The organism is Actinoplanes philippinensis, from assembly GCF_900113015.1.
In the GTDB taxonomy this organism is placed as follows: Bacteria; Actinomycetota; Actinomycetes; order Mycobacteriales; family Micromonosporaceae; genus Actinoplanes; species Actinoplanes philippinensis.
The window spans coordinates 48,038-64,243 of sequence record NZ_FONV01000025.1; the positions used below are offsets into that span (position 1 = coordinate 48,038).

Consider the following 16,206-nt stretch of genomic DNA (forward strand, 5'->3'; position numbering starts at 1 on the left):
GCACTCAACAGACCAATGCACCGCCGTCTCATGCTGGGCGCCGCGCTGCTCAGCCTCGTCCTCCCACTCCTCGCCGTGCCGGCCTCCGCGGCGGCCGGTGGCGAGAAGACACCCAGCGACGCGATCATCGCCAACTGGGGGTCGGACAACCCCACATCGGGGGAGCAGTTCTACTTCGTGCTGCCCGACCGGTTCGCCAACGGAGACCGGAAGAACGACAGGGGCGGGCTCTCCGGGGACCGTCTCTCCACCGGGTACGACCCCGCTGACAAGGGCTTCTACCACGGCGGCGACCTCAAGGGCGTGATCGACCGGCTGGACTACATCCAGGGGCTCGGCACCACCGCGATCTGGCTCGCGCCGGTCTTCAAGAACCGTCCCGTGCAGGGGACCGGCGCCGACGTGAGCGCCGGCTACCACGGGTACTGGATCACCGACTTCACCCAGGTGGACCCGCACTTCGGCACCAACGCCGACCTGAAGCGGCTGGTCCGGCTCGCCCACCAGCGCGGTCTCAAGATCTACCTGGACATCATCGTCAACCACACCGCCGACGTCATCAAGTATGCCGAGAACACCTACACCTACGTCGACAAGGCGGACTCCCCGTACACCGACGCCGACGGGCAGCCGTTCGAGGACCGCAACTACGCGACCTCGGACGAGTTCCCGAAGACGGACGCGACGTCGTACCCGTACACCCCGGTCTTCGGATCGAAAGCGGACTCGACCGTCAAGAAACCGTCGTGGCTGAACGACGTGAACATGTACCACAACCGCGGTGACTCCACCTTCGCCGGTGAGAACAGCGAGTACGGCGACTTCTACGGTCTCGACGACCTCTTCACCGAGCGCCCCGAGGTGGTCGAGGGCATGTCGAAGATCTACGGCGACTGGGTCAGGGACACCGGGATCGACGGCTACCGCCTCGACACCGTCAAGCACTCCAACCTGGAGTTCTGGCAGCAGTGGCAGCCGGCCGTGGAGAAGGCCGCCAGGCAGGCCGGCAAGAAGGACTTCTTCACCTTCGGCGAGGTGTACAGCGCCGACCAGGAGATCGAGTCGACCTACGTGCGCGAGGGCGGTCTCCCGGCCACCCTGGACTTCTCGTTCCAGGAGGCGGCGCGCGGCTTCGTCACCGGCAACAGCGGCGCGGACGCGCTGGCCGGCCTGTACGCCAAGGACGACCTCTACACCGCCCGCAACACCGGCGCGGACCGGCTGCCGACCTTCCTCGGCAACCACGACATGGGCCGGATCGGCTCGTTCATCGCCGCCGCGGCCACCGCCGACACCCAGCTCAAGCGCGACCAGCTGGCGCACGAGCTGATGTTCCTGACCCGGGGCCAGCCGGTCGTCTACTCCGGTGACGAGCAGGGCTTCACCGGGCCGGGCGGCGACAAGGACGCCCGCCAGGACCTCTTCGCCAGCAAGAGCGCCGACTACCTGGACGACGACCTGATCGGCACCGACCGCACCCACGCGGTCGACAACTACGACACGTCGCACCCGGTCTACCGGACGATCGCCGCGCTCGCGAAGCTCCGCAAGGAGAACCCGGCGCTGGTCACCGGCATCCAGCAGACCCGCTACGCGGCCGACGGCCCGGGCGTCTTCGCCGCCTCCCGGATCGCCCGCGACGGCAGCCGCAAGGAGTACGTGGTCGCGGTCAACAACGCCACCACGGCGCAGACCGTCTCGTTCGCCACGTCCACACCGAACGTGATCTTCACCGGGATCTACGGTGGCGCGGCCGCGGCGAACTCGGACGCGGACGGGCGGATCACCGTCACGGTTCCGGCGCTGTCCTCCGTCGTCCTGCGGGCCGGGGGAGGAGTGGCCGTACCGAAGAACGGTCCGACCGTGACCCTCAGCAGCCCGCAGGCGGGCGCATCGGTGGCCGGCCGCACCGAGATCGTCGCCGACGTCGTCGGTGACCCGCTCGCGACGGTGACCTTCGCGGCCCAGGCCGGCAACGGCCCCTGGAAGCTGCTCGGCACCGCCGACCGCGCGCCCTACCGCGTCTACCACGACCTGACCGGCCTGGCCGGGAAGACGCCGGTGCGGTACAAGGCGGTGGTGCGCGACAGCAAGGGGCGGCTCGCCTCGGCGACCTCCGCCATCACGGTCGGCACCCCGGTGGCCGAGTCGACCGCGGGTTACGCGGTCGTGCACTACCAGCGGCCGGACGGCAAATACGACGACCAGAACCTGTACGTCTGGGGCGACATCGACCCGTCGATGTCCACCACCTGGCCGAACGGGCAGCAGTTCACCGGCGAGGACTCGTACGGCCGTTTCGCCTGGGTGAAGCTCAAGCCGGGGGCCAAGAGCGTCGGGTTCATCGTGGTCGACGACAACGGCAACAAGGACACCGACGCCGATCGTACGATCAACATCGGCGCCGACCCGGAGATCTGGATCAAGCAGGGTGACACGACCGTCTACTCCTCACGGCAGGCGGCCACCGGCCAGCCCGACCCGGCGCAGGACGAGACCAGGGCGATCATCCACTGGAAGCGGGCCGACGGGAACTACGACGGCTGGGGCCTGCACGTCTGGTCCGGTGCGGCCGCCCCGACCGACTGGTCCAGCCCACTGCTTCCGGCCCGGATCGACAGTTACGGCGCGGTCTTCGAGGTGCCGCTGGCGGCCGGGGCGACCTCGCTGAGCTACATCATCCACCGCGGTGACGAGAAGGACCTGCCCACCGACCAGTCCCTGGACTTCGCCAAGGCGAGCCGTGAGGTCTGGCTCCTGGCCGGCCAGGAGACTCGCCTGCTGCCGCTGGTGAAGACCAGTGCCGGTGGTGGCGTCGTGGACGTCACCAAGTCGGCCGCGGTGTGGCTGGACCGCGGCACGATCGCCTGGAGGACCGGGACCGGGACCACCCTGGAACCGGTCGGCGCGGGCACCGACGGCAAGGTCTACGACCTGGTCTGGTCGCCGACGGGCGGTATCGGGGTCGCGGATGGCGAGCTTACCGGGACATATCGGACGACAGCGCTCGCCGCGGTCCGGAGTGGCCTCAGCGAGGCGCAGCGCGAGAAGTTCCCGCACCTTTGGCAATACGGCGCCTTCAGGCTATCAAGTCATGAAATTTCGGACATCTTGCGTGGCCAGGTCGTCGTCACCGAACGCGACGCCGCCGGCAAGCTCCTCTCGGCCACCGGTGTACAGGTGGCGGGCGTCCTCGATGACTTGTACAAGACCGACGCCACCCTCGGCCCGGTGATCAGCGGCCGGAAGGCGAGCGTCGCCGTCTGGGCGCCGACCGCCCGCAGCGTCGAACTCGAGATCTACGACACCGCCGGCCAGGTCTCCCCGGCTCTGATCGAGCTGACCCGCGACAACCGCACCGGCGTCTGGTCCGGCCGGGGCGACTGGGCCGGCAAGTTCTACCGGTTCCGGGTGACCGCGTGGCAGCCGGCCACGCAGAAGGTCGTCACGGCGTCGGTGACCGACCCGTACTCGGTGGCGCTCAGCACCGACTCCACCCGCAGCCGGTTCGTCAGCCTGTCCGACCCGGCCCTCATGCCGGCCGGCTGGAGCACCCTGAAGAAACCGGCCGCCGTCGCTCCCGCGAGGATCCAGATCTCGGAGCTGTCGGTGCGGGACTTCTCGATCGCCGATAATTCCGTCAAAACCGGGAGCCGGGGTACGTTCAGCGCCTTCACCGACCCGGCCACGGCGGGCATGAAGCACCTGCGTGAGCTGGCCGGCGCCGGTGTCACCCACCTGCACCTGCTCCCGGCGTTCGACTTCGCCACCATCCCGGAGAAACGCGCCGACCAGCGGCAGCCCGCCTGTGATCTGGCGTCGCTGCCGCCGGACTCGGAGGAACAGCAGGCCTGCGTCGCCGCGGTCGCCGCCACCGACGGTTACAACTGGGGCTACGACCCGCTGCACTACACGGTCCCGGAGGGTGGCTACGCGGCCGACCCCGACTCCCGTACCAAGGAGTTCCGGTCGATGGTCGCCGGGATCAACCAGGCCGGCCTGCGCGTGGTGATGGACGTCGTCTACAACCACACCTCGGCCGCCGGGACCGACCCGAAGTCGGTGCTCGACCAGATCGTGCCCGGCTACTACCACCGCCTTCTCCCCGACGGCACGATCGCCGACTCCACCTGCTGCGCCAACACCGCCCCGGAGAACGCGATGATGGGCCGGCTCGTGGTCGACTCGATCGTCACGTGGGCCAAGCAGTACAAGGTCGACGGCTTCCGCTTCGACCTGATGGGCCACCACCCGAAGGAGAACATCCTGGCGGTGCGCAAGGCCCTCGACCGGCTCACGGTCGCGAAGGACGGCGTCGACGGCAGGAGCATCAACGTGTACGGCGAGGGCTGGAACTTCGGTGAGGTGGCGAACAACGCGCGCTTCGTCCAGGCGAGCCAGACCGAGCTGGCCGGCACCGGGATCGGCACGTTCAACGACCGGCTCCGGGACGCGGTCCGTGGTGGCGGCCCGTTCGACGGCAACCCGCGCATCCAGGGCTTCGCGTCCGGTCTGGCCGGCGCCCCCAACGGCGACCCGGTCAACGGCACCGAGGCCGAGCAGAAGGCGCGCCTGCTGCACTACCAGGATCTGATCAAGGTCGGTCTGACCGGCAACCTGGCGGACTACACGTTCACCTCGTCGGCCGGGCAGACGGTCACGGGCTCGCAGATCGACTACAACGGCGCGCAGGCCGGCTACACGAAGGACCCGGGCGAGTCGATCACCTACGTCGACGCGCACGACAACGAGATCCTGTACGACGCGTTCGCCTACAAGCTGCCGCAGTCGACCACCGCCGCCCAGCGGGCCCGCGCCCAGGCGGTGGCGCTCGCCACCACCGTGCTCGGCCAGGGCGCCGGTTTCGTCACGGCCGGCAGTGAGCGGCTGCGCTCCAAGTCCCTGGACCGGAACTCGTTCAACTCCGGTGACTGGTTCAACCAGATCGTCTGGGACTGCGCGCAGGGCAACGGCTTCGGTCGCGGCCTGCCGCCCAAGGCGGACAACGAGTCGAAGTACGCGTACGCCAAGCCGCTGCTCGCCGACCCCGCGCTGGTCCCGGACTGCGCCGCGATCGGCCTGGCCGACAGCACCTACCAGGAGCTGCTGAGGATCCGGAAGTCCACGCCGGCGTTCGGGCTGGCCACCGGCCGGCAGGTGCAGCAGCGTGTCGCCTTCCCGCTCTCCGGCGTCGACGAGACCGCCGGCGTCATCACCATGACCATCGACGCCCGCGGCATCGACAGCCGCTGGAAGAGCATCACCGTCGTCTTCAACGCCGGCACGGCCACCGCCACCCAGACGGTGCCCGCGCTCGCCGGCAAGAAGGTGACACTCCACCCGGTCCAGCAGGCCTCGGCCGACCCGGTGACCCGTACCGCCTCGTTCGCGGCCGCCACCGGGACGCTGACCGTCCCCGCGCGAACCGTCTCGGTCTTCGTGCAGGGCTGAGACCACCGGACCGGCGTGGGGCCCTTCCACCCCCTGCGCCGGTCCGGTTCTCTCATCAGGGCTGCAGCGCCGGCACGGTGAGGTGGGCGCGCAGCTCGTCGGCGGGCTCCGGGCGGCCCAGGTGGTATCCCTGCGCGTATTTGCAACCCATCACGGTGAGCAGGGTGAGCTGCTCGGCCTCCTCGACGCCCTCGGCGACGACCCGCAGCCCGAGCGTGTGCCCCAGCTGCACGATCGCGCTGACCAGCTCCTGCTGGCGCCCGTTGCCGACCAGCCCGGTGATGAACGAGCGGTCGATCTTGAGCACGTCGACCGGGATGTCGCGCAGATAGCCGAGCGACGAGTAGCCGGTCCCGAAGTCGTCAATCGCGATCTTGACGCCCAGCTCGCGCAGCTCCTCCAGCCGGGCCGAGGTGACCGCCAGGTCGCGCATCATCACCGTCTCGGTCAGCTCCAGCACCAGGCAGTGCGGCGACAGGCCGGTGGTGGCCAGGGCGTACGCCACATGATCGGTGAGGTCGGGCAGGTCGAGGTGGATCGCGGACAGGTTGACGCTGACCCACGCCGGGGCGCTCTCCGGGCTCTCCTCCTGCCAGCGGCGGATGGTCCGGCACGCCTCGAGCAGGATCCACCGGTCGATCTCGATGATCATCCCGGTCTCCTCGGCGAGCGGGATGAACGAGCCGGGCTGCTGCAGCCCGCGTTCCGGGTCCTGCCAGCGGACCAGCGCCTCCGCCCCGGACACCTGGCCGTCCGGCAGCGCGACCACCGGCTGCAGGTGCAGGCGCAGCTCGCCGCGGTGCACCGCCTCACGCAGCCGGGACTCCTGGTCGAGCCGGCTGAGCAACTGCTCGTGCATCCGGGTCTCGAAGATCAGGAACCGGTTCTTGCCCTGGTCCTTGGCCGCGTACATGGCCACGTCGGCGTTGCGGACCACCTCGTCGGCGTCGGCGAACCGGCCGGCCTCCGGCACCACGCCGATGCTGACCGTGACGAGCGCCTCCCGGCCGTGCACCACGAACGGCCGGCCGAGCGCCGCGAGACAGCCGCCGGCCATCTCCTCGACGGTCGCCGCGTCGGCGCCCTCCAGCAGCACGGCGAACTCGTCGCCACCGAGCCGGGCCACCGTGTCCTGCGGGCGCAGCACCGCGCTGAGCCGTTCCGCAGCGGTCCGCAGCAGCAGGTCGCCGGCGTTGTGCCCGAGGCTGTCGTTGACCCGTTTGAAGCCGTCCAGGTCCAGGTAGAACAGGGCGATCCGTTCACCGGAGGCCCGTGACCGGGTGAGCGCGTGGTCCAGCCGGTCGAGCAGCAGCTTGCGGTTGGGCAGGCCGGTCAGCCCGTCGTGCAGAGCCTGGTGGCGCAGGTCGCGCTCCAGGTCCCGCTGCCGGGTGACGTCGCGCAGCAGGATGACCGCGCCGATCCGGTGGCCCTCCTTCTCCAGCGCGCTGATCGTGTACTCGACCCGGACCTCGGTGCCGTCCGGCCGCTGCAGCCGACCCTCCCGGGTGCCGTTGACCAGGCTCTCGCCCGCCTCCGGCAGCAGCACGCCCGCCTCACGCTGGAGCAGGCCCGCGACGCCGAGCCCGGTGATCCGCCCGGCCGCCTCGTTGGCGAAGGCGATCCGGCCGGCCGCGTCGACGCCGCAGATGCCCTCGCCGGCGCCGGCCAGGATGCTGTCGGTGTACTCCTTGGCGAGGATCTCCCGAGCCGAACGTTCCAGCTGCTCGGCCATCGAGTTGAAGGCGCGGGCCAGGCGGCCGATCTCGTCCTTGCCGTCGTGCGGGACCCGATGGGTGTAGTCGCCGGTGCGGATGGTGCGCACCGCGGTGGTGAGCGAGGTGATCCGCCGGACCAGCGAGCCGGAGAGCCCCAGCCCGAGGGCGAGGACCAGCACGATCACCACAGCGGCGCTGACCAGGGTGACGTACTGCGCCGGCCGGGTCGCGGCCATCATCTGGTCGTAGAGCGGCGTGTACTCGTTGATCACCGCGCCGATCCGGATGCCCGCCCGGTTGTGCATCGGCACGACGACCTGCATGATGCCGTCCGGGTAGTCCTCACTCTTCTCGACGAACACCCGGGACCGGCCGTCCTCGATCGTCCTGCCGACCTCGTCGCCGCGGTCCTCGTCGAAGACCGTGCCGATGTGCTCCCGGATCACGTCGCCGAGCACGTACTGCAGGGCGTCGACGACCACCACGTCCCGGTGCTGGATGTCGTGCATCCGCTGCAGGTAGTTGTCGAGCGCCCGCGGGCTGAAGTAGAGCGGCTGGACGATCTCGTTCTCGCTGTCCGCCGGGAGCCCGAGGGTGACGTCCAGTGCGATGCCCTGGGCGATGCGGACGGCCTCGTCCTTGGCCGCCTGCTCGGCCGACCGGGTGGACGACTGCCAGGCGATCCCGCCGGTCACCGCGACGAGCATGGCGACCAGCAGATACCCACCCAGCAGCTTCTGCCGTACGTTCATTCCCACCCCCACTCCGACGTTGCCCTAGATCGGCCTGCAGGATGCGGAGATGAGCCGAATCAGGTCAGCTGAACCGGCCGGGCCGTGATCATCAGTGCGATGTCGGTCTCCGGCAGCGGGCGCGCGAAGTGGTATCCCTGGGCGTAGCGGTATCCGGCCCGGTGCAGCCGCTCGGCCTGCTCGGCGGTCTCCACGCCCTCGGCGACGGCCTGCATCCGCAGTCCCTCGGTGATCCCGATCAGGCTGTCCACGATGACGGCCTGCGGGCTGTCGGTGGTCACCCCGTCGACGAACGACTTGTCCACCTTCAGCCAGTCGACCGGGCAGTCCACCAGCAGGCTGAGCGACGACTGGCCGGTGCCGAAGTCGTCGAGCGCGATGGTCAGCCCCTGCGCGGCCAGCGCCCGCAGCACCTCCAGCGCCACCCCGGTGCCGAGGACCGCGGTCTCGGTGACCTCCACGGTCAGCCGGGACGGGTCGACCCCGGCCGCCGACAGCATCTCCGCCACCTCCGCCGGGAAGCCGGGCTCGCCCAGCTGGCGGGCCGACACGTTGACGCTGACCTTGGCCGGCGCGTCCGGCCCGAGCTCGCGCTCCCACCGGGCGGCCTGCCCGACGGCCTGCTCCAGGACCCAGCGGCCCAGCTCGACGATCTGCCCGTTGCGCTCGGCCAGCGGGATGAACACGGCCGGCGAGACCAGGCCGTGCGCCGGGTGCCGCCAGCGGACCAGGGCCTCCACCCCGGCGAGCCGGCCGTGCGGCAGCTCGACGATCGGCTGGTAGACCAGGAACAACTCGTCGCGGGCGATGGCCTGGCGCAGGTCGGCGGCGAGCCGGGCGTCGTCGTCGGCGAGCCGGTCCATGATCGGGTCGAACCAGGTCCACCGGCCGCCACCCGCGGTCTTCGCGGCGTACATCGCCACGTCGGCGCGGCGCAGCAGCTCCCCGGCGGTGTCGTCGGGACGGCTCGCGGTCACGCCGAGGCTGATCCGGGGTGTCATCTCCAGGTCGCCGGCCAGCACCGGCCTCTGCACCACGGCGAGCAGCTCGTGCAGCAGCGCGTCGGTGTCCGCCTCGGTCCGGCCGGGCAGGAGCAGGGTGAACTCGTCGCCGCCGAGGCGGGCCACGGTGTCGCCGGGAAGCAGCCGGTCCCGCAGGCGGTGGCTGATCGTCTGCAGCAGGGCGTCGCCGGTGGTGTGGCCGTACCGGTCGTTCACCTCCTTGAAGTCGTCCAGGTCGAGCAGCGCCACCACGAACGGCTCACCGCCGGACAGCCGCGCCGACAGCTCCCCGGTGTACGCCGCCCGGCTCCCGATCCCGGTGAGCGCGTCGTGGGTCACCTGGTGGTCGACGGCTTCCAGCAGACGCCTGTTCTCGTGCATGGTGGTGAGCTGCCGCAGCACCACGAGCAGGGTGACCACGGTGGCGGCGATCGCCATCCGCGCCTCCTCGCCGCTCTGCGGGATCTCCGTCTCCAGGACCGCGAACAGGAGAAGACCGACGGAGAGGTACGGCGCGAGGCTGAGCCGCCGCGACACGGGCCGGGCCGGTGGCCGGCGCCGGCCGCGGGACTGCCGGCGGGCCGCGAGGATCGCGGTGATCTGGGACATCGGGAAGGCGATCAGGGCGGTGTGCAGGTACGGCCGGTCGACGATGAACGGCGCCATCGTCCCGCTCGCCGCGGCCAGGGCCACCCCGGCCGAGAGGATGTGCAGCGAGCCCCGGTCCAGGCCGCCGGCTCCCGCGAAGGCCACCTTCACGAAGGTGATCAGGGAGACCGCCGCCACCATGAGGATCACCAGCATCGACGCCGGTTTGGCGTTGGGGGAGCCGGTGAAGTCGATCCGGCTCAGCGACCAGTGCCAGATCAGCACTCCGGTGGTGACCACGACGATGCCGGAGTCCAGGCCGAACCGGATCCAGTCGGCGCTGCTGCGCTGCCAGGTGGGCAGCCGCAGCAGCGCCCAGAGCACCACGGCCAGCGCGCACCCGAAGATCAGCTGGGTCCGGACGCTGTTCTGCTGGGACAGCGCCGGCCCGGCCAGGGCGTCGTACATGCAGCTGAGCGAGGCCGGGATGAGCAGCGCGCAGCCGAGGCCGAGCCGGCCCCAGAACGCGCGGGTGGGGTGGTCCAGGGCGGCGCACCGGGCGGTCCGCCGGCACTCCAGGACGACCAGCAGTGACATCACCGGCATCACCAGCCAGGCGATCGCCGGATGACTCCAGGTGTGGCCCAGGCCGATGAGGAACCAGCCGACCTGGACGGCGAACAGGCCGAGGGCGGTGATCAGGACGAGATCGGGGCGGTGCCGGACGTACATGGTCCGCTGATCGGATCGGCGCCGGACGGGTGTAGGAAATGTCAGCTCTATCCCAGCCGTTCGGTCCCCTCAGGGTCAGCCGACCTCGGCCGATCAGGACCGTTCGAACGGCGGCTGTCCGGCCGCCCGCGCCCGGAGGTGACCGCTGGTGGATCCGCTGCTGCTGCTCCTGCGTGAAGAGATGTCCCGCAAGCTGTCGGAGGCGGCCGGCACGATGGCCGCGACCATGGAGGTGCTCAGCGCGACCCGGACGATCGCCGGTGACGTGCGCGGCACCGAGTCGCTGCGCGCCGCCATCGAGGAGTTGGGCACCACCCGCGACCACCTGCTCCAGCAGGCCCGCACCCTGGAGGCGTTCGCGCCGCGGGGCTGACCTGGGCCGGGCGGGATAACGGCGGCCCGGCGTGGGTAAGGCCCCGGCATGGAGCAACTGCACTGGCTGGCGGTGGTGCGGCACGGTCTCAGCACCGGCAACGTCACCGCCCAGGACGCCGAGACGTCCGGCGCCGAGCTGATCGACATCCCGGAGCGCGACGCCGACGTGCCGCTCGCCCCGGCCGGCCGGGAGCAGGCCGAGGCCGTCGGCCGCCACCTGGCCGGGCGCCGGCTCGATCTGGCGGTGGTCTCGCCCTATCGGCGCACCCGGCAGACCGCGGAGATCGCGCTCGCCGGCAGCGGCGTCCCGGTCGTCGTCGACGAGCGCCTGCGCGACCGGGAGCTGGGCGTGCTGGACCTGCTGACCGCCCGCGGGGTGCGGGCCCGCCTGCCGGACGAGGCCCGCCGGCGGGAGCGGCTCGGCAAGTTCTACTACCGCCCGCCGGGCGGCGAGTCCTGGGCCGACGTGCTGCTGCGGCTGCGCGCCGTGCTCCGCGAGATCCGCGAGGACCACCCCGGCGGCCGGGTCGTCCTGTTCGCCCACGAGGCGACCGTGCTGATGGTCCGCTACCTGGCCGAGCACCTGAGCGAGCCCGAACTGATGGAGCTGGCCCGCGGCAGCACGATCGCGAACTGCTCGATCAGCAGCTGGCGGCTCACCGCCGGCCGGCTCGAACCGGAGCTGTTCAACGCGGTCGACCACCTGCACCGGCACGACGCCCCGCCGACCACGCAGGAGGACGTCAATGCCGAACCGGTCTGAGGAACGGGTCGTCACACCCGGGCTGCTGCGCGACTGGCCGCTGCCGAGCCCGACGGGTGACAAGACGTCGCGGGGCACCGTGCTGGTGATCGGCGGCGCCCGGTGCACGCCGGGCGCGGTGCTGCTGGCCGGGGTCGCGGCGATGCGGGCCGGCGCCGGGCGGCTGCAACTGGCGGTCGCGGAGGAGTCGGCGGTGCCGTTGAGCATCAGCGTCCCGGAGGCGAAGGTGGTGGGCCTGACACCGGACGGCGCGCCCTCCGACGAGGTGCTGGAGATGTCCGCCGCGGCCGACGTGATCGCGCTCGGGCCGGGGCTCGACGACGTCGACCGGACGACCCGGCTGATGACGGCGGTTCTCGGCGCGGCCGGCCGGGACACCGCGGTGGTGCTCGACGCGTACGCCCTCGGCGCCCTCAGCAAGGACGCCGGCCTGCTGCGCCAGTCCCGGGCCGTGCTCACCCCCAACCTGGTCGAGGCCGGCCACCTCCTGGGCCGCGACCCCGGCGACGACCTGGCCGGGGCCGCTCACGAACTGGCCGTCCGCCACGACGCGGTGGTCTCCGTCCACGGCCACATCGCCGCGCCGGACGGGTCGGCCTGGCGGGAGGAGAGCGGCGACGCCGGCCTGGGCACCTCCGGCAGCGGGGACGTCCGCGCCGGGATCGTGGCCGGGCTGCTGGCCCGTGGGGCCGAGCCGGCGCAGGCCGCCTGCTGGGCCGCGTTCGCGCACGCGGTCAGCGGCCAGCGGCTGGCTCCCCGGTTCGGCCGGGTGGGCTTCCTGGCCCGTGAGCTCGTCGACCAGGTGGCATCGACGATCGCCTCGGTCTGACCGTTCGTGATCAGGTCTCGAACGACGCCCAGTCCAGGCCGATGCGGCGCAGACGGCGTAGTGCGGCCGGGTCGCGGGCGGCGACGTACACCTCGAACCAGTCGGCGTCGTCCTCACCGACCAGCGCCACCGTGTCCGGCCCGGCGTAGATCCGGGTCCGCGCGCACGGCCAGCGCAGCGGCCGCAGCGGCACCCGTTTCAGCGGCGCGACGATCCGCCGGGCCTGCGCCCGGTCGGCGAAGGCCATCCCACCCGGTGCGAGACCTTCCGGCGGCCGGTCCATCGCCACCCGGGTCAGGGTCAGCAGCAGGAGGTACGCCGACAGCCGTTCCCGCTCGCGCAGGGGCTGGTCGCTGAGCCCTCGGTAGTAGACGTGCGGGTCCTCGGCGCCCGCCTCGATCAGCAGCTCGAACGTGCCGTCCCCGGACTCGCCGAAGACCCGTGGGTCACCCGGCCCGGGTTCGGGGTGGATCTGCAGCGCCCCGTCGTACAGCTCCGGTCGTCCGCCGGCCAGCAGGTGGAAGGCCCGCAGCGGCTCCGGCTGCCCGCCGGCCGGTGGCGGGGCGCCGGCCGGGACGTGGCCGTACCAGTCGCCGACGAACCCTTCGAGGGCCTTGATCGGGTCCTCCGGCAGCAGGTCGAGCCAGTCCGCGCCGGCGGTGGCGCCGGCCGTGCCGGCGACGGTCAGCAGATGCTCCGGCAGGGGCGTATCCAGCCGCAGGTCAAGCCGTTTGAGCAGGCCACGGCGTCGGGCAGCCTCGGTGACCCGGGCGGTGCCGAGCGCCAGGCAGCCGTCCGGCAGCCGGGCGAAGGTGTGCAGCGCGGGCCCGTCGCCGCCGGTGAGCCGGCCCTCGACCAACCGGGGGAACGGGCCGTCGACCCGCAGGTCCTCCGCGTTGCGCAGCCCGGTGGCGATCACGACGGTGCCGTCCGGACCGGCCGCGAAGACGGCGTCAGCGGTCTCGTGGACCCGCGCGCCCGGCCCGGCCACGGCGAGCGCCGCGCTCTCGGCGACGACGGACCAGAGGCGGATCTCCACCGGCCCACCGTAGATCCCGCCGGCCAGCGGCGCCGCGCCGGTGGCCGGGACCGCCGAGCCCTGTCGACGCACGTCGGGACGGTGCGCGCGGGTGGCCTCCCCCTCGGCGGCCACCCGCGCGCGAGTCTCCGACGGTATCCGGTGCCGGCGGCTTCTGCCCCGCGCCTGACGAGACCCGTACCGGATCCGTACACGTACGGCGGACGATGCGCCCATGCCCCGCCTGCTGCCGCTCGCGCTCACGCTGCTGTTCCTGCTGCCCGCCGGATGCTCCCGCGACGACGACCCGATCGGTCCCGGAAGCACCACGCACACCCTGGGAGAACGGACCTTCCGTACCTACCGTCCGCCGTCGCTGCCGTCCGGGCGGGCGGTCCCGCTGGTGCTGGTGCTGCACGGCGGGGCGGGTTCCGGGACACAGGCGGAGCGGGCGTACGGCTGGGACGCCGCCGCCGACCGCGACGGTTTCCTGGTCGCCTACCCCGACGGCGCCGGCCGCTCGTGGAACGCCGGCCCCGGCTGCTGCGGCCCGGCCACCCGGGACGGCGTCGACGACGTCGCGTTCCTCGAGGCCGTGGTGGCGGCGGTGTCCCGGGGCGCGCCGGTCGACGCGTCCCGGGTCCGGGTCACCGGCATGTCCAACGGGGCGATGATGGCGTACCGGCTGGCCTGCGACAGCACCGTCTTCTCCGCGATCGCCCCGGTCGCCGGCACCGTCATCGGCGACTGCCCGCACCCCGCGCCGGTCGCGGTCCTGCACGTCCACGGCACCGCCGACGGGAGCGTCCCGTGGGCGGGCGGCCCCGGCAGACGCGACAACGGCGGCGCCGGCCGTGTCCCGATCCGCATCGACGGCCCGGCCGTGCCCGACATGATCGCCGCGTGGCGTTCCGCCGCCTCCTGCGCCGCACCGGCCGAAACCGTCGACGGCCCGGTGACCAGGTCGATCGCTGCCTGTCCGGGCGGCCGCACGGTCGAACTGATCAGCATCGCCGGCGCGGGCCACCAGTGGCCCGGCGCCACCCCGGCCAACCCGGCCGTCACCGCGGCTCTCGGCCTCGACCCGCCGTCCACCGCCGTGGACGCCACCACCGAGATAGCCCGCTTCTTCGCCGCCGCCCCCTGAAGTTCGCCGCTCCTGAAGCTCGCCGCTCCTGAAGCCCGCCGCTCCTGAAGCCCGCCGCTCCTGAAGCCCGCCGCTTTTAGAACGGCCCCTGGAGCGCGCCGCCCTCTGGAAACGCGGGACCGGCCGTGGGGTTCAGCCCTCCTCGTGGTCGGTGGCTCGGGCGGCGCACAGGAACGTGCCGCCGACCGCGAACGCGCCGAGCACCGCGAGCGAGATCTGGGTCTCGTGGTCGAGCTGCCGGTCGTAGGCGGGCCTGTCGACGACGGTCTCCCGATCGTGGTCGACGAGCAGGTACTCGGCGCCGCGCCGTTGTGGTGTGCCGTCGAGCGCGGCGAACGCCAGCACCAGCGCCAGCCAGAAGCCGAAGAACGTCAGCGCCGCCGCTATCGCCGCCCACAGCGGCACATGCGGCGGGACCCATGACGCGAGACGCCACAGCCGCCGGGGCTGCCGGGTCTGGTAGCCGCGCCGGTTGGCGAGGATGCCGGCCGCGAACCCCGGCACGGTCAGGAGGGCGGCGAACCCCACGGCGACCGGCATGATCACCGGGCGGGCGGCGAACGCGTACGCGATGATGAGCGCCGCCGCCCACAGCACGCCGGCCCCGCACACCAGACTCAACCCGATCAGGCCTCGACGTGAGAACATCACCGTCGACGCTAATGTCCCGCATGCCCCGCAGGAGTGCTTTTCGCGCTATCCGCCGAGCGCGGTCCGACCGTTGCGGCGATTCGTCAGCGCTGCTCCCGCCGCGTTCCTACAGTCGGGAGATGCTGACCAGCCGGGTGCTCCTCTCCGTCGCGGCGGCTCTCCTGGTCGCCGTCCCCGTCGTGCCGGCGGTCGCCGTGCCCTCGCCGCCGCCGCTGCACCAGGGCTGGATCGTCACCGAGAAGACCCCGCACCGCTGTCTCACCGGCGGCCCGGCCGGCACGGTCCTGCACACCGGCGTCTGCGACCGGGCGAACCGGGACCAGGACTTCTATCAGACCAGCGAGGGCCACTTCACCCAGGGCGAGAACTGTGTGCAGCCGAACCCGACCGGCTCGCGGGTGGTGGTGGCCCGCTGCACCTACCAGGCGAACCAGAACTGGTGGTACACCACGACGCTGCAGGCCGGCGGTTCGCGGGGCCGCTGCCTCACCGAGCTGTCGGTGGACGCCGCAGGCTTGGGCAAGGTACGCCTCCGTGACTGCACCGGCGCGGTGACGCAGCGCTGGCGGTCGGTGAACCCCGGGTAGTTCCCGCCCCGTACAGGGATCGAGGATCGTTTATGGTTCTCGGGTGCGCGCGGACGGTGCGGGGGATGACGGGTGCCGCTGGTGCGGTGACCGCCGGGACGAGACCGAGTTCGGCCTGCGGGTCTGGTCGGGGCGGGTCACCGACACGTATGTGCCGAGGCGGTCGTTCGTCCGGGGGTACGCGATCGTGGTGTGGCGCGGCCGGCACGTGGTCGAGCCGATCGATCTGAGCCCGGTCGAGTCCGATCTGTATCACCGCGAGGTGCTGACCGTGGCCCGGGCGATCCGGGATTGTTTCCGCCCGGCCAAGCTCAACTATCTGACCCTGGGTGACCGGCGGTCGCACCTGCACACCCACGTGGCCGCCCGCTATCCGGACGACGTGGGCGGGTCGGGGCCGCTGCCCGCGGGCGAGCCGCCGGTGCTGGCCGAGGAGACGTGGCGCGCGGATGCCGCGGCCGTGAAGATCCTGTTGTCCTGAGAACAGGCGTGTACTCTGGACGCTCGCACGTCTAAGAATCGCGTGCGGCAGAAAGTCCCACCATTAGATTACGCCTGGGGGCTCAGAGTGTCAAGTCTGTCAAGCGTTTCCGGCAC

11 protein-coding genes are annotated in these 16,206 nt (G+C 71.9%); 7 read left to right on the forward strand and 4 right to left on the reverse strand.

Annotated elements, in window-relative coordinates; translation table 11 throughout:
• The first annotated feature begins 15 nt into the window (after positions 1-15).
• Positions 16-5,451 (forward strand): pullulanase-type alpha-1,6-glucosidase, encoded by a 5,436-nt coding sequence (pulA, locus tag BM290_RS42660; protein ID WP_093621701.1) that lies wholly within the window; start codon positions 16-18, stop codon positions 5,449-5,451.
• 55 nt (positions 5,452-5,506) lie between these two features.
• Here the strand turns inward: pulA and BM290_RS42665 are convergent, their stop codons facing one another.
• Both BM290_RS42665 and BM290_RS42670 read right to left on the reverse strand, forming a co-directional pair.
• Entirely contained in the window at positions 5,507-7,918 is a 2,412-nt protein-coding gene (locus tag BM290_RS42665) for an EAL domain-containing protein (RefSeq protein WP_093621702.1), read from the reverse strand.
• Positions 7,919-7,977: 59 nt separating this feature from the next.
• A complete protein-coding gene (locus BM290_RS42670) occupies positions 7,978-10,239 on the reverse strand; it encodes a putative bifunctional diguanylate cyclase/phosphodiesterase (RefSeq protein ID WP_093621703.1) in 2,262 nt (753 codons plus the stop codon).
• A 148-nt stretch (positions 10,240-10,387) separates the two neighbouring features.
• On the opposite strand from BM290_RS42670, the gene BM290_RS42675 reads away from it, so the two are divergent.
• Genes BM290_RS42675 through BM290_RS42685 form a run of 3 tightly spaced genes read left to right on the forward strand, consistent with a single transcriptional unit; the run spans position 10,388 to position 12,206 of the window.
• The gene (locus BM290_RS42675) at positions 10,388-10,612 is read left to right on the forward strand and encodes a hypothetical protein (protein ID WP_093621704.1); all 225 of its coding nucleotides are present in this window, start codon (positions 10,388-10,390) and stop codon (positions 10,610-10,612) included.
• A 48-nt stretch (positions 10,613-10,660) separates the two neighbouring features.
• Entirely contained in the window at positions 10,661-11,377 is a 717-nt protein-coding gene (locus BM290_RS42680; RefSeq protein WP_093621705.1) for a histidine phosphatase family protein, read from the forward strand.
• Positions 11,361-12,206 (forward strand): NAD(P)H-hydrate dehydratase, encoded by an 846-nt coding sequence (locus BM290_RS42685; RefSeq protein ID WP_093621706.1) that lies wholly within the window; start codon positions 11,361-11,363, stop codon positions 12,204-12,206. The genes BM290_RS42680 and BM290_RS42685 overlap by 17 nt, the downstream gene beginning before the upstream one ends.
• Before the next feature lie 10 nt (positions 12,207-12,216).
• On the opposite strand, the gene BM290_RS42690 is transcribed toward BM290_RS42685, so the two are convergent.
• Positions 12,217-13,317, reverse strand: coding sequence for a hypothetical protein (locus BM290_RS42690; protein WP_143134147.1), 1,101 nt, complete (start codon positions 13,315-13,317; stop codon positions 12,217-12,219).
• 142 nt (positions 13,318-13,459) lie between these two features.
• Between BM290_RS42690 and BM290_RS42695 the strand changes: the two genes are divergently transcribed.
• A complete protein-coding gene (locus BM290_RS42695) occupies positions 13,460-14,371 on the forward strand; it encodes a CE1 family esterase (RefSeq protein ID WP_093621707.1) in 912 nt (303 codons plus the stop codon).
• Positions 14,372-14,503: 132 nt separating this feature from the next.
• Here the strand turns inward: BM290_RS42695 and BM290_RS42700 are convergent, their stop codons facing one another.
• Positions 14,504-15,019: a hypothetical protein gene (locus BM290_RS42700; RefSeq protein WP_093621708.1), complete on the reverse strand. Its 516-nt coding sequence runs from the start codon at positions 15,017-15,019 to the stop codon at positions 14,504-14,506.
• Between the two features lie 122 nt (positions 15,020-15,141).
• Between BM290_RS42700 and BM290_RS42705 the strand changes: the two genes are divergently transcribed.
• Both BM290_RS42705 and BM290_RS42710 read left to right on the forward strand, forming a co-directional pair.
• Positions 15,142-15,609, forward strand: coding sequence for an RICIN domain-containing protein (locus BM290_RS42705; RefSeq protein WP_177320132.1), 468 nt, complete (start codon positions 15,142-15,144; stop codon positions 15,607-15,609).
• A 43-nt stretch (positions 15,610-15,652) separates the two neighbouring features.
• Positions 15,653-16,090, forward strand: a complete 438-nt coding sequence (locus BM290_RS42710; protein WP_093621710.1) for an HIT family protein — start codon at positions 15,653-15,655, stop codon at positions 16,088-16,090.
• Positions 16,091-16,206 lie beyond the last annotated feature (116 nt).